At 40.8% G+C, this 14,023-nt stretch carries 14 protein-coding genes; 13 read left to right on the top strand and 1 reads right to left on the bottom strand.

Annotation, left to right across the window (positions count from 1 at the left end):
• Nucleotides 1-7: 7 nt before the first annotated feature.
• The gene (locus LJE72_RS20925) at nucleotides 8-871 is read right to left on the bottom strand and encodes an AAA family ATPase (protein WP_229249931.1); all 864 of its coding nucleotides are present in this window, start codon (nucleotides 869-871) and stop codon (nucleotides 8-10) included.
• Nucleotides 872-1,032: 161 nt separating this feature from the next.
• Between LJE72_RS20925 and LJE72_RS20920 the strand changes: the two genes are divergently transcribed.
• The 13 genes from LJE72_RS20920 to LJE72_RS20860 all read left to right on the top strand — a co-directional run.
• Nucleotides 1,033-1,512, top strand: a complete 480-nt coding sequence (locus LJE72_RS20920; protein ID WP_229249930.1) for a type II secretion system protein — start codon at nucleotides 1,033-1,035, stop codon at nucleotides 1,510-1,512.
• Between the two features lie 329 nt (nucleotides 1,513-1,841).
• Nucleotides 1,842-2,330, top strand: a complete 489-nt coding sequence (locus tag LJE72_RS20915) for a competence type IV pilus major pilin ComGC (RefSeq protein ID WP_229249929.1) — start codon at nucleotides 1,842-1,844, stop codon at nucleotides 2,328-2,330.
• 95 nt (nucleotides 2,331-2,425) lie between these two features.
• Nucleotides 2,426-4,141 (top strand): GspE/PulE family protein, encoded by a 1,716-nt coding sequence (locus LJE72_RS20910; RefSeq protein WP_229249928.1) that lies wholly within the window; start codon nucleotides 2,426-2,428, stop codon nucleotides 4,139-4,141.
• A gap of 19 nt (nucleotides 4,142-4,160) precedes the next feature.
• Entirely contained in the window at nucleotides 4,161-5,384 is a 1,224-nt protein-coding gene (locus tag LJE72_RS20905; RefSeq protein WP_229249927.1) for a type II secretion system F family protein, read from the top strand.
• A gap of 22 nt (nucleotides 5,385-5,406) precedes the next feature.
• Nucleotides 5,407-5,979, top strand: a complete 573-nt coding sequence (locus LJE72_RS20900; RefSeq protein ID WP_229249926.1) for a pilus assembly FimT family protein — start codon at nucleotides 5,407-5,409, stop codon at nucleotides 5,977-5,979.
• Between the two features lie 48 nt (nucleotides 5,980-6,027).
• Nucleotides 6,028-6,384 (top strand): type IV pilus modification PilV family protein, encoded by a 357-nt coding sequence (locus LJE72_RS20895; protein ID WP_229249925.1) that lies wholly within the window; start codon nucleotides 6,028-6,030, stop codon nucleotides 6,382-6,384.
• On the top strand, nucleotides 6,377-6,967 hold the full coding sequence (locus LJE72_RS20890; RefSeq protein WP_229249924.1) for a PilW family protein: 591 nt from the start codon (nucleotides 6,377-6,379) through the stop codon (nucleotides 6,965-6,967). Before LJE72_RS20895 ends, LJE72_RS20890 begins: the two co-directional genes overlap by 8 nt.
• 12 nt (nucleotides 6,968-6,979) lie before the next feature.
• Complete coding sequence (locus LJE72_RS20885; protein WP_229249923.1) at nucleotides 6,980-7,444, top strand: hypothetical protein; 465 nt, start codon at nucleotides 6,980-6,982, stop codon at nucleotides 7,442-7,444.
• A gap of 153 nt (nucleotides 7,445-7,597) precedes the next feature.
• On the top strand, nucleotides 7,598-10,936 hold the full coding sequence (locus tag LJE72_RS20880; protein ID WP_229249922.1) for an Ig-like domain-containing protein: 3,339 nt from the start codon (nucleotides 7,598-7,600) through the stop codon (nucleotides 10,934-10,936).
• 128 nt (nucleotides 10,937-11,064) lie between these two features.
• Nucleotides 11,065-12,195 carry a pilus assembly protein PilM gene (gene pilM / locus LJE72_RS20875; protein WP_229249921.1) on the top strand — a complete coding sequence of 377 codons (1,131 nt, stop codon included), beginning with the start codon at nucleotides 11,065-11,067 and terminating at the stop codon, nucleotides 12,193-12,195.
• Nucleotides 12,196-12,738: a PilN domain-containing protein gene (locus tag LJE72_RS20870; RefSeq protein ID WP_229249920.1), complete on the top strand. Its 543-nt coding sequence runs from the start codon at nucleotides 12,196-12,198 to the stop codon at nucleotides 12,736-12,738.
• A 46-nt stretch (nucleotides 12,739-12,784) separates the two neighbouring features.
• Nucleotides 12,785-13,405 carry a type 4a pilus biogenesis protein PilO gene (gene pilO / locus LJE72_RS20865; RefSeq protein WP_229249919.1) on the top strand — a complete coding sequence of 207 codons (621 nt, stop codon included), beginning with the start codon at nucleotides 12,785-12,787 and terminating at the stop codon, nucleotides 13,403-13,405.
• A 242-nt stretch (nucleotides 13,406-13,647) separates the two neighbouring features.
• On the top strand, nucleotides 13,648-14,023 hold a 376-nt coding region (locus LJE72_RS20860), incomplete at its 3' end, for a sigma factor (RefSeq protein ID WP_282437938.1).

The raw sequence follows: 14,023 nt of genomic DNA, 5'->3' as shown, positions 1-14,023 counted from the left end.
GTCTGCTCTACCAGCCGCGACTGTTGGCGCGTGACGGACTGTCTGTCCCCCGCGAATGAAGTTGCCTTAAGGCCAGATCAAAATCCTGATTCTTCTTTAACAACGCACCTAAGAAAGGGATTTCCTTTGTAATTCTATCCGGTTCAATACCGCCAATGGTTAAGGCCTGTACCCAATCGAGAAGTTCGCTGGTACTGGGCTTTTTCTGTAAGCCTGCGACGCTTCGCAACCAATAGAAAGATTTTAGTGCTTCCGCCAGCAGTTTAGATTCTAGCTCAGGAAAATGGACGTGAACAATCTCTTCCATCATTGTTTGATCTGGAAAGTCAATATAGTGGAAGATACAACGCCGCAAAAAGGCATCCGGCAGTTCCTTTTCCGCATTGCTGGTGATGATCACTATAGGACGGTGTTTGGTTGTGATGGTTTCCCCAGTTTCCGGGATGTAAAAGTTCATTACGTCTAATTCCCAGAGCAGATCATTGGGGAATTCTAAGTCCGCTTTATCGATTTCATCGATTAAAAGGACAATCCGCTCGGTGGATTCAAAGGCTTCTCCGAGTTTACCTAACTTAATATATCGTTTTATGTCGGAAACATTCTGTTCACCGAATTGACTGTCATAGAGGCGTTGGACCGTGTCATAAACATAAAGGCCATCCTGTGCTTTGGTGGTGGACTTAATATTCCAGATAAGTAATCGGAGTCCAAGAGAGCGGGCAATGCTTTCCGCCAAGACGGTTTTGCCGGTGCCAGGCTCCCCCTTGATTAGGAGCGGTCTTTTTAGGGAGACTGAGATATTAACACTGTTGCGAAGATCGTTCGAAACTATGTAATCATCAGTTCCTTGATAGGATACATGATCGGTCATTGCTGTAATCCTCCTTGTCATAGTTGAACTTGTTTAAGGTAATAATACCACTATTCAGTTAATTTTGTATATTATTATTGTTATGTTTTGAAAACTGATCTTTATTATAGGTTATAACTCCTGCAAAATGGCAACATTTTATGTGGGAGGGATAGATTAGCATGATTAAATCCAGAAAAGAAGGCGGGTACACACTGACTGAGCTTATGATTGTCATTGCGATCGTGGGGGTTCTGGCATTTCCGGAGGTTGAGCATATTAGAACCGCTGCGAAACTTACGGGGGTGCAGGCTAATTTTAGATCGGTTACCACTGCCATATACGGACTTGAAGCAACTGATACCCTAGACATAAAATTAAGAGAAGTATTTGGAGATTCAGTAATCCCAGAATTTGAAGATATGAGGAATCCAATTACAAATAAGGTTGGTGTTACAACAAATAAACCCTATATCGATGAACCAACTGCAGCAGTCTATGTTTTAGCTGAGTCAGAATCTATTGTACCATCAGCAAATGAACCTTCTGCCTATAAAGGCGCTGTCCTTACAATTATACACCCTGACAACAGTGTAGTTGTATATGGCTGTGACGAAAAAGGGAAGCTGATGACAGGATTACAGATGACCATACAATTATGACGCCTCAATGAAATCTAATTTGAAGAAAAGTGTTTTAAATTCAAGGAAAATGTTCTAAATTGGAATAAATTGCATTAATAATTAATAGGCTAAGCATTGTTATTTTTCAATTAAGGTCTTATGCTAGGGATGACAAGCATGTTTATTAGATTCTGGGGTCGTGAATATTCTCAAATTTATATCGATTATTATAAAATTTGGTAATTATACCTATTGACGACTAATAATAAAACCGATAATATATAGAAAAAGGTTAATAGGACTAAAGTCCTGCAAAAATGGGCCTAAAGCCCTAGAAGGCTAAGTGAAAAAGTACATAAGAGGAGAGGATGAATAAGTTGAACGAGATGATCAAACGTAGAAAAGATAATGGTTTTACTTTAATCGAACTTATGATTGTTATCGCGGTAATTGGGATTCTGGCGGTTGTGTTGGTGCCGAAGGTGGGGACGATTAAGACTCAGGCAAAAACAACTGGGCTGGATACCAACATTCGGTTAGTCGAGGGCTATGTTCAGAGTAAGATAACAAAATGGGCAGACAAAAGTACAAGTGAAGCCGACATCCAGGATGACATAGTAGCTGCATTTGAGGATCAGGAAATTACAAATCCTTTTACTTTTAGTAAAAATGTAACTGATAGTGTAAGTGAGGAAGCTGCTTTAATCGTACAAAGAACATCGGATACAAATAGACGTACTAAAGAAGGAGCAGTAGTTGTAGAGGTTGATGACTCTGATCTATTAACTATTAGAATAACTGCTCATGATAATAATGGAGATATTATTGATGACTTGTCAGTCGACATAACTCCTTAATTGATCTATATACAATCGTTAAATATAGGAAAAGGGTGTTTACCAAAACACCCTTTTCCTATATTCTTAAAGTAACTCGGAAAGGAGGAGTCCCCATGGCTCTACGCCAAGAACGCAAACGTCTTGGAGAAATACTCATCGCTGGTGGTGTGATTTCTCCAACTCAATTAGAAGAGGCTCTTGCAATGCAAAGGTCTCTTGGTCTTCGTTTAGGCGAGGTCCTAATTAAGCAAGGGCTTGTCACTGAAGAGGATATTCTGCGTACGATGCAAAGTCAGTTGGGACTGCCTTCGATTGATCTTAACCGAGTTGTTGTGTCCGAACAGGTTCTTCGCTTACTTCCAGAGAACGTTGTGCGGAAATACACGGTTCTTCCCGTGGAAATGAACAACGCTCAGCTTCTGGTGGCTATGTGCGATCCGACTGATTATTTTGGGATCGATGATTTGCGCTTAGCTTCAGGAATGATGATCAAACCTTGTTTAGCCAAAAAGGAAGATATTCTCCGAGCTATAGATCGATTCTATGGTCGAAGTGAAGCGGAAAAGGCGGCCCGTGACTATGCCAAACAATTGGGCGTGGCACCGGTTGCAGCAACATCTCAGTTGGCGTCTCTTAACGTTTCCGGTGTGGAAGTCGTTGATGAGGAATCAACCCCAATTATCAAATTTCTAAATACGATTATTGACAATGCGGTTAATAACCATTCCAGTGATATTCACATTGAACCAATAGAGGAAGAACTTCGGGTGCGCTTCAGGATGGATGGTGTGTTGCGTGAAATTATGCGGACTCCGATTAGTATGGCAGGTCCGGTTGTCAGCCGGGTGAAAATTATGGCTGACCTCAATATTGCGGAACGACGTTTGCCTCAAGATGGCCGAATTTCCTATCTGGTGGGGGGGAAGATGATTGACTTTCGGGTTTCCACATCTCCCACAATGTATGGAGAAAAGGTTGTTTTGCGTATTTTAGACAAATCAAGTACTATTCTTGAGACAGAAGCTTTAGGACTTGCCGGCAAAGATTTGAAAGTCTTTGAGGACTTGATCTCTAGACCTTATGGGATCGTATTAGTTACAGGCCCAACGGGAAGCGGCAAGACAACGACTCTTTATACAGCTCTGAACCAGTTGAATACACCGGATAAAAATCTGGTGACTCTTGAAGACCCTGTTGAATTCAACTTCAAAGGGATCAATCAAATGCAGGTCAACACCAAGGCTGGACTGACATTTGCAACCGGGCTCCGATCAATTTTGAGACAAGATCCGGACATCATCATGGTGGGCGAGATGAGGGACAATGAAACGGCACAAATCGCTGTGCGCTCCGCATTAACAGGACATTTAGTGTTGTCGACCATTCATACCAATGACGCAGCCAGTTCAATTACTCGTTTAGTAGATATGGATATAGAGCCTTTCCTACTCTCTGCTTCAATTATTGGAATTATATCTCAAAGACTTGTCCGGCGCATCTGTCCTCAATGTGCGACTGAATATAAGGCAGGCTTAAAAGAGCATTCTATCTTGGAAATACCCAAGGTAACCCCTTTTGTGTTAAAAAACGGGCAGGGGTGTATTTACTGCAATAAGAGCGGATATAAAGGCCGAATTGCTATTTTTGAAATGATGCCGATTACTGCGGGGCATAGACAGCTTATTGACCAGCGAGCAACAGCGGACGAATTAAGAGAGTATGCGATTAATCAGGGGATGACGACTCTCAAGCAGGCGGCCGCAAGACTGGTTTTAGATGGAATTACAACCTTGGATGAACTTCTAAGGGTGACTTATGTGAATGAATAATCTGAGGTGAACGGCAGGAATGCAATTTCGCTACAAAGTAATTAATGAAAAAACACGCGTGACTGAAGGAGCATTAGAAGCGGCGGATCTAGAGGCTGCCAGACGGCAGATAAGCGAGAATGGCTGGCAAGTTATCTTTCTAGAAAAATCGTCCTCGTTGAGTGGGTTACTCTCTAAGAAATTCAAACCTAAGGTGAAACATGAAGCTATTTCTGCCTTTTGTACACAAATGTCGATGATGATTCGATCAGGAGCCAATTTAGTCAGGGGATTGGGCATTCTTCATTCTCAGATGGAGGATCGGCGTTTGAAAGAGGTCATTGGAATCATCAATCGCAGTGTTAGTCGAGGCAGTTCTTTATCTGCGGCCATGCGAGAATGCCAAGGGGCTTTACCGGAACTTTTAATTAATATTGTCAGTGTCGGTGAGGAAAGCGGAAACCTGGACTCTGTCCTGACTAATATGGCAGAATACTATGAGCGAGAAAATTTTATTCAAAAAAAGATTACAAGCGCGGCAATATACCCTTTGACTATGTTAATTGTCCTTGTCGGACTTATTGTCATGTTTATGAGTTTTATTCTTCCTGAGATCACTGAACTTATGAAGGGGAATGGTCAAAGCCTGCCATTAGCAACTCAAATGATTGTTGATACCGCTGATTTTTTTCAGAGTAATGGAATATACCTCTTGCTAGGTTTTGTAGCACTCGCAGTGCTTTTAGTCAGGGTATTTAAGATTCCTAAGTACCTTTTTTACCTGCATTCTTTTCTTCTCAGAACTCCTCTTTTGGGTAAAAACATAAAAGACGTAGTTATTGCCCGTTTCTCCAGAACCCTAGCCTTGTTTTTACATTCTGCTATTCCTATTGTGCCGATTTTAAATTCCCTAGAAAACATCGTGGGCAACGAAGTTCCCCGGTTAGCGATTGTCCGTTCAAAAGATCGAATTATTAAAGGAGAGACAATGGCCTTGGCCTTCGGACAAGAGCCTTTCTTCGATCCTCTCATTATACAAATGATGTCTATTGGGGAAGAAACGGGGCGGTTGGAGGAACTAATGGTCGAAGTGGCGAATCACTATGATAAGCGGGTGGAGATTGGGCTTGCACGTTTAGTGGCTTTGGTCGAACCGATCTTTACGATCATTATTGGAGTCTTTGCTGGGGGGCTAATCATTGCAATTGCCTTACCTATATTCAATATGGCGAGTGGGGTCGGTGGAGGTGCCGGGGGTCAATAAATCAGAGCTTGGAGGGCGTCATGTGGACACTTCCTGTAGATTCCCATGTTATAAGAAAAGCAGCCTGGGATTTACTTTAATAGAGATAATGCTGGTAATTGCAGTAGTTGGGATACTGGCAATGGTAACTGTTCCCAAGTATCAAGGAGTTAATGATCATTATCATCTGGAATCTTCGGCTCAAATTGTAGCAATGCAATTACGCAATGCCAAACAATATGCTATGGATCGGCGAACAGAAGTTTATGTAATGGTTAATTCAAAAAGTATTCAAACATTCCATGTGATTAAAAATAATAGCTCTCATGAATATGAGTATGCTGTAATAGAGAATCCACAAAGATTTGATTCGGGAATAAAGTTTGATTTTAGTGATCTGAGCAATGAAGGGCTTAAAAACATCCCAACTACAACAGCGGATGGAAATGTTATTAACAACATTCCGCTCTATGATAAATGTTTAGTTTTTGATAGAAAGGGTTTTCTTGAAGTTAGCCCTGTTAGTATCATCTTGTCTAATTCTCGTAAGTCCCGTCAAAGTGTCAGTATAGGCCAAACATCAAAGGATTTGAGTGTTAAGATTAATTGGGAATAAGCTTTCATCCAATACTTTAAGATTAAAGGGTGATTTGGAGGGCTAAGGATGAAAACTAATAAGGAAGACGGTATGACAATCTTAGAAGTTGTCATAGCTATCACCATTTTACTTATGGGGACAGTTTTTGTAGCACAGAGCAATTCGCTATCCTATCGTTTCCTCGGTCAACAAGAATTACGCCAGCAAATGGTCTTCTTTGCTGCCGGGGCGATGGAAGCCGCCTTAGAAGGGGAGAATGAGGACTTAACAAGTGGCAGAATTACTGCAAAAGCTAGTTCAGACGTTGATATTCCTGAGCTGCTGCCACTAGGTTTAACCCCTTTTAAAGTGACTGCTTCTGTTAAATCACCGAATATTTCCCATGTTGAAATGTATAACTACAGGTACAACTACGATGAATAATAGGTTCTTTGATAAGAGAGCTGGTTTTAAAAACAGTGGGTTTACTTTATTAGAGCTAATGATTGCCATAACAATCTTTGGCTTTCTAATGCTTTATGTCTCTCAATTGATGCGCTCTGAGATTAGATTATATAACAATGCCAGCAAACAAAATGACCTTGATCACAATGCTCGGTCTGCCATGATGCATATTTTAGATGAGATGCGCCTCGTTCCAAATAAAACTTACTCATATGGGGATAACCCAAGAGACAGTACAACAAAAAAAGGGTATAACAGCGGAGTTTATATCTATTCTTCTACTTCGACTAATTATTGCTTAATCAATGAAAATCCTGCGATAGATTCCTTAACCGGAAAACCTTCCCCTCCTGATGGCACAGTGATTTTTTTTGATAAACAAAATCATAAATTGTGGTATCGGGATGGGAATAGGAAGGATCATCTAATTTCTGATCAGATTAAGTCATTAATTCTAACTCAGGACGAAATTAGTCCAAGGCTTGTTAAGATTGTTTTGGTTGCAGAGGATACAAGTATCAACAGAACTTATGAACTTGTCTCTTATATGCGCTTATACTAGGGGGAGAAAACTATGAGAGAGCGCGGTTCAGCCATGTTGACAGCTGTTGTGGCTGTAATGGTCTTACTCTTGATATCCGGTATTCTTTTTTCCTTCGTCAATAATCAGTTTAAAATGCAAACCACTGAGGAGAAAGCACTAAAAGCATACTACTTAGCAGATGCAGGAACAACCTATGGAATTGCTGTCATGGTTGATGCTGTGGTTGATGCGGTGAAGAAAGGGAATTATACGGATACTGAGCTAACAATAAAAAAGCTAAGTCCTTTTGGATCAGCTTATCGAGGAGAATTTGAAGTTACTGTGTCAGTTAGTCCTGATCCCAACCTATACTTTAATTCTAATCTAGATTCAGATCAGGTGTATACTATTACGGCAACCAGTGAGGGGTATTACCCAAGTAAAGATGATAAAAACCGAATCTTAAGAACTCTGCAAAAAGAATACGCCTTTAAAATGAGTATGGATACACCTTAAGCTTAGAATACGGAAGTTTTCTATTTAAATTACCAATGAGTCATTGATCGCTTTTTCTGATGTTTTGTATTAAATCCTTAGAACAACTAGATATGGGTGAACCCTCGAGTATTGCTTAGGTTAAACTAGAGACCTGGGATTTAGGGAGGTTAAATGAAAAAGAGAAAGAATCACTTAGCCCTATTTGTTGGACTAGCTTTAATATTGGTTGTCCTTTTAGGTACTTTAGTTTTTGCCACTGCGAACAGTGATGATAATGGGAACGGGGGAAATTCAGCTAAAACCTTTTCGATTCAGAGCAGCGACGACTTTACTAAGAAAGAAGATATTAGTAAGCTGGTTGTTAGTGCCGGTCAGGTTTTCCCGATCTATATTTATGCTGTTAATAAAGGCAATGCCCAGTCTCCTGAGGTAAATCAGGATATCCCTTTGCAAGTAACCTTGTTTGATCCGAATAACAATCAAACCTTTCAAACTGCTATAACAATCCCCAGAGGGCCTGGGAATACATATGCAACATTAGACCTTAGCTGTCCATACCCCGGAAAGTGGAGGGTTAAAGTATATGGTAATCCTGGCAAAGGTAATGTTACAGTATCAGGCACCTTTACTGTTATAGGTAATCAGGCCGCACTCAATGTGATTCCGCCGGAAGCAACGATTCTATTAAATTCTACCCAAAAGTTTCAAGCTCTCTTTACGGATTCACAAGGAAATACAACCCCTATATCGGATGAACCGGCTATTATTATTCCGGAAGCATTTAATTATGCGCTTTTTTCAGGAAGTTCAACGTCGACATTGTCGTTAAATGGAACTGATATTAAAATAAATGGTAGTACTCATTCAAATAGAGGCTTTATTGCATCTGTTTATAAGCTTAATATATCCGAAACTTGTGAGGCTGTAACAACGGTGCAGCTGAATGGCAATATGAATGATATTCATATTGGAGAGGTAGTTCAGAATGCTTCGTCTATAGTTATGCCTGATGTCGGTAATGCAATCATAGCGATGGCTCAGGCGACTGGACAAACTTATAATGGCAATAAAACCTATAATGATACTAACATTTATTTAAATTCTCCAATTTATGTTGATGGTAATTTAACGATAAATTGTAATGACTTTTCAGGAATAGGCCCTATCGTGGCAACGGGAGATATAACGGTTAATTCCACCACTTTATCAGTCATGAATGATGCTCCTGTTAGCCTTTATTCGAAAAACGGTAATATAAAAATAGGTAATAACAGTGTAAATCTAAAGGGAATGGTTTACGCACCCAATGGTACTATTACTATGAATGGCACGTATCTGAATATTTATGGCCGAGTGATTGGAAATCAAGTTGGGATACAAGTTAATCAGTTAAATATCGATAGCAGTAATAATGATTTAACAAGTCTAATTGCAGGTACAGAACCACAAGTAAAGTGGTCAAGCAGTGATCCGAGTGTGGCAACCATTGACCCAAGTGGTTTGGCAACAAGTATTGGTTTGGGAACCTGTCTAATTACAGGGGAGTATACAATTAATAATGTTACCTACACAGATACGTCCCAGCTTACAGTAATATCCCCGACCCTTAGAATTGATCCCGAAAGCGCCATTATTCCTTTAGGTTCTACCCAGGCATTTAAGGCTATCCTTGAAGATTCAGACGGGATTGCAGATGTAACAGAATTGGTAACATGGTCAAGCAACGGTTCGAGTGTAGCAACTATTGAATCGTCTGGATTAGCCACTAGTAAGGGAGTGGGAACCTGTACAATTACAGCCATCTATCAAATTGATGGTATTAACATTTCGACGAGGGCAACGCTTATGGTTGTTAATTTAAGGATTAAACCAGAGAATAGAATTATCTCAATAGGTTCCACTCAACAATATCAAGCCGAATTTACAGATCCTACTGGGAAAGTGATAGATGTTACACCGGCAATAGATCACTGGTCAAGTATTACGTTTGATGCTTCAGTATTGGCGGCAACAATTAGCCAATCAGGATTAGCTACGGCAAATAACTTGGGATTCTGTACTATTCAGGCAACCTATATCTTTAATGGGGTCAGCGTGACGGCTTCAACTTCACTTACGGTAATAAAGCCGACCCTGATTATAACCCCGGCTAACCAAACGATCTTGCTGGGGTCTGAACAACAGTATCAAGCAAGACTCACGGATTTTGACGGACACCAGACAGATGTCACAGAATCAGCCAACTGGTCCAGTGATGAGACGAATATAGCAACTATAGATACATCTGGATTAGCTACTGGGTCTGGAGTGGGAACCTGTATAATTACAGGTGCCTATATGATTAATGGAGTGAGTATTGGGGATACAACTCCGTTGTCAGTTGTTAACTTCAGCATAATCCCGACAACTTCAACAATTTCGTTAGGTTCTACTCAGCAATATAAGGCTAAATTTACTGATGCGGCTGGGATTGAAACAGATGTGACCCAATCACCATCCTTAACTTGGTCCAGTGGCAGTGCAGGAGTGGCAACCATTAATTCTACTGGATTGGCAACCGAAAATGGATTAGGAGAGAGTGTAATTTCGGCAACTTATAGGGTTGATGAACTAAGTATGACAGCTACGGCTTCGTTGATAATTGTAAAGCCTATCCTGAGCATAGCTCCAATAGACACTACGATATCATTAGGGTCGACACAACAGTACCAAGCTACACTCACTGATTATGAGGGGTATACCACAGATGTGACACCCTTTGTAACTTGGTTCAGTGATAAGACGAGTGTGGCAACCATAGATCCCTCTGGATTAGCTGCCGGTTCTGGAGGGGGAACCTGTACAATTACAGGAACCTATATGATTAATGGAGTGAGCCTTAGGGCTGAGGCTCAGCTTACAGTAGCGTTGCCGACATTAAGTATTGAGCCCGCTTTTTCATGGATTTTATTAGGCTCGACACAACAGTACCAAGCGATACTCACTGATTTTGAAGGAAAGGAAAGAGAAGTAGTAACGGAATATGTGGAATGGTCCTGCGATCAACCAAATATTGCAACAATTGATTCGTCAAGTGGCTTAGCCACAGGTATAAGTGCGGGAACCAGTATAATTTCAGCTACTTATATCATAAATGGAGTGAGCATCACGGCTTCCGCTACCCTTGAAATTATGGACCTAAGTATGGTTATGACTTTAATCGTTAAACCAGTACCAGTGCCGATGATGAAGGCCATCTTTGTTGGAGATACTCAACCATTTACCGCCCATTTGAAGTATAGTGACGGGACAAGCACTGATGTTACCGAGAGAGTTAAATGGTTTAGCAGTGTTAGCTCAGTTGCTGCTATCGGAGATATTGACGAAAAAAAAGTCTTAGTCTCCGGAATCTCTGCTGGAACCAGTATAATCTCGGCTACCCTTAATACCACCAACAACTCTTTGTCTGGGTCGTATTTGTTAAAGGTTTTACCGATCAATGGCGGAATTATTCGAGAATGGGAACTATAATACGTACAAAGTATCCTAAAATATCCTTGGCATAGAGTTCTATGATGAAATGTATTAAATCAAAAGGCTCCTTGGGAATTTTACATTTACATCAAAGGTGGAAAAACAGAATTTAAGGAGAATGCAACATGTTTAAGCAGAAACAGTGGCTGGCGGTTATTAAGGGAAATCACTGGGTTGTTGCCAAAGTGGCTCGCTATAAGAGCAAGCTGGATATTCTCCATTTGTCAGAATTTCGTGCAGATACTAAGAATGAATTCGATAGCGTACAAGACCAGCTTGGTGAAGATCTGCGATTGCAGAAAGAGGATTTGAATGAAAAGAAGCACTTGAATGCTGTTGGAAAAACGGATTTACTAAAGGCGTGGTTAAATAGGAACCGTATTCCTGTGAACAAGCTGCGAATTGCAGTTTCGTGTCAGGGAGTGATTACGCGGATGATTACTCTTCCCCTTATGTCGACCCAAGATTTAGATAGGCTATTGACGGAACAAGTGGATCAATATTTTACTTTGAATATTTTAGATTATGTTGTGGATTATAGAGTTTTAGAACATTTTAAAGAAGATGGGGAAATGAGGTTAAGAGTTCTTCTTGCTGCCCTGCCTAAGTATCAGTGGAAAAAATTTTGGTCTGAGTGGGAAGAGATTGGATTTAAACCAAAAGTGGTTGACTTAGCGGCCGATGGATTGGCACGATTGTATTCGCAATTGACCCTAAAAGATAAAAAACAAGCAAATACGGATGAGTTGGGAACTCCTCTTGATTTAGCAATTGTTGATCTAAGTGCTGAGCGTGTGGAATTTATCCTCCTAGAGCAAGGAGTGTTTTTCCTGTTTTCCGATTTAGAGGTTTCATTAAAGGAGTTAGATCAAGTTGCGATTACCCTGAATGCTCAAGATCTTGGGCATGGACAAGCCGAAGAGGGAGAAGAATTAGAGCTGCAGACCGCAAAATTGAATGATTGGGCTAAAAAAGAAGTTGAAACGACTTTGGGAAATGTCCTGCAGTCTCTCTCCGAATTCTTCGGCTTTTTTGCAGCACGGCATTTTGGTAAATCCATTGATTGCATTTATATTACTGGAGACTACGCTAATCTTCCCTACTTAGAAGAGATTTTTGAGAGCAATTTAGAAATAACCACTCAGGTAGGCTTCCCGAATGCTTGGCGTCCTCGTTTCAGCAAGAAAATGAGTATACATCAGAAGAACGGGATGAAATATGGCAGCCTTTATGGTTTGGCCTTGCGGGAGGGCTAAATGAGAGAAAAAAGAGAGTTTAATTTTGCAAAGCGGTGGCTTGAAGGGCTGGCCAGAGAGAATGGAAGCCCTTCAAAATGGAAGGAAAGAGCATTACTTTGGGGCATAGGAAGCATATTAATCTTAGTTGTAGCCGGAAGTATTCCCTGGCTGTGGGAATATAAGGTGAAGCGAGATATTACCCTTGTTGAAAAGCAAATCATCGCGCTCGAGGGGATCAATAATCAGGTTAACCAACTTAAGGGGTTAAAGATTCAAGCTGAAGAGCAAGAGCAGTTATTGGATCTTATGCAAGAGAGTACCCGAGATCCCGGGCCTATATTAGAAAAACTAATGAAGACCTTTCCTATAGGGACGGTAATTAATACGTTTTCCCTGCAAGAAAATGCCTTGACAATGGGAGTAAGTGTTCCAATACCGGTTGACGTGGCGCGTCTGTGGGTTAGTTTGCGTGATTCTGGGATGTTTCAAGAGGTTGATATTCAGACTGTATCGTTGGAAGATAAGGCACAAACTTTGAATTTTAATTTAAAGTTAAAGTAGAATTAGGATTTTAGTTACAGACGTTGAAGAGTAAGGAGCAAAAAGGGTGAAGGAGTTAAAAAAGGAAAAGCTTGAAAAGGTGATACTAATCCTATTTCTGATCTTCGGGCTTGTCTATGCTTATATAACAGTTCTTTTTTTGCCGGAATGGACGGTTATTCAAAGTTCAACAAGCCAATTAAATGCCCAGGAAAATCATTATCAGGAATTGCTCTCCTACCAAAATAATCAAAGTGGGCTTCAAGAGGAAATTAAAACCTTAGAGGCTAAGGTCCTCCAATTGAATGCCCAGCTTCCTAATCGGATTGATAACCCTCAACTCATGGTGGGGCTCTATACTTTGGCTAAACAACACTCGGTTATTCCTCAAACTTTAGCCTTTGAGCAGGCTCAAACCAAAGGTGCCTATCAAGAGATGGGCATGAGTTTTAGCTGTTTAGGTAAAACGACGGACATACTCACCATGGTTCATGATTTGCAATTCGGGGGGGGGCAACGGCTGGAAATTAAATCCATAAGCCTTACCGGTACGCAACAGAACATGCGGGCGGACTTAAAGCTGACAGCTTATGCCAGTCTCGGAAGTTCCGGCGATTCAACTCAGGGACCAGCCTTTATGAATTCCTCCTTTGGTGTAGATACTCCCGAGAAACTATTTCAACCCTGAAAATGGGGATGTAAGGAAACTTGTTTTCCGGTTTATTACATTCCCACTCTATTTGTAATCCTTATATATTGGAGGACTGTTCACCACTTCAAAGGTGTACAGTCCTCTATTTTGGAATAACGCACCACCAGTTTGAAAAAATCTCAAGTCTCGTTACGACCCTATTTTATATTCAGTGGATAAGCAAAATCTCCGGCTTCTAAGCATAGGTATTAGAATACCATGCGAAAGGAGTGGAGAAGATGATCGCAGAACTCTTCTTTGTCAGTATTGCGCTCTCTGTTTTAAAGGGAGTCACCTTACTAGTCTCGTATATTAACAATAATGCCTTTCCTCAGCCTTTAAATGAACAGGAGGAAGCGCGTTATTTAAAAATCCTCAGCCAAAGTAAAACAGAACCTTTTACCTTAACCCGTGAAGTTGAGAATGCGCGCAATACCTTAGTGGAGCATAATTTGCGCTTAGTTGCGCATCTTGTCAAAAAGTTTGATGGTACGGGTGAGGATGGGGACGATCTGATCTCCATCGGGACGATCGGTTTAATCAAAGGTATTAACACCTTTGATCCGAACAAAGGGACTAAGCTTGCCACCTATGCGGCCCGTTGTATTGAAAATG

It is taken from the genome of Desulfosporosinus shakirovi (genome assembly GCF_020595055.1).
In the GTDB taxonomy this organism is placed as follows: domain Bacteria; phylum Bacillota; class Desulfitobacteriia; order Desulfitobacteriales; family Desulfitobacteriaceae; genus Desulfosporosinus; species Desulfosporosinus shakirovi.
Note: the sequence above shows the minus strand (reverse complement) of the source record. Positions and strands in the feature narration are given on the sequence as shown.

Coding starts and splice junctions, on each gene's coding strand:
- LJE72_RS20925 (WP_229249931.1), bottom strand. CDS start 871: ATGACCGATCATGTATCCTATCAAGGAACTGATGATTACATAGTTTCG.
- LJE72_RS20920 (WP_229249930.1), top strand. CDS start 1,033: ATGATTAAATCCAGAAAAGAAGGCGGGTACACACTGACTGAGCTTATG.
- LJE72_RS20915 (WP_229249929.1), top strand. CDS start 1,842: ATGAATAAGTTGAACGAGATGATCAAACGTAGAAAAGATAATGGTTTT.
- LJE72_RS20910 (WP_229249928.1), top strand. CDS start 2,426: ATGGCTCTACGCCAAGAACGCAAACGTCTTGGAGAAATACTCATCGCT.
- LJE72_RS20905 (WP_229249927.1), top strand. CDS start 4,161: ATGCAATTTCGCTACAAAGTAATTAATGAAAAAACACGCGTGACTGAA.
- LJE72_RS20895 (WP_229249925.1), top strand. CDS start 6,028: ATGAAAACTAATAAGGAAGACGGTATGACAATCTTAGAAGTTGTCATA.
- LJE72_RS20890 (WP_229249924.1), top strand. CDS start 6,377: ATGAATAATAGGTTCTTTGATAAGAGAGCTGGTTTTAAAAACAGTGGG.
- LJE72_RS20885 (WP_229249923.1), top strand. CDS start 6,980: ATGAGAGAGCGCGGTTCAGCCATGTTGACAGCTGTTGTGGCTGTAATG.
- LJE72_RS20880 (WP_229249922.1), top strand. CDS start 7,598: ATGAAAAAGAGAAAGAATCACTTAGCCCTATTTGTTGGACTAGCTTTA.
- pilM (WP_229249921.1), top strand. CDS start 11,065: ATGTTTAAGCAGAAACAGTGGCTGGCGGTTATTAAGGGAAATCACTGG.
- LJE72_RS20870 (WP_229249920.1), top strand. CDS start 12,196: ATGAGAGAAAAAAGAGAGTTTAATTTTGCAAAGCGGTGGCTTGAAGGG.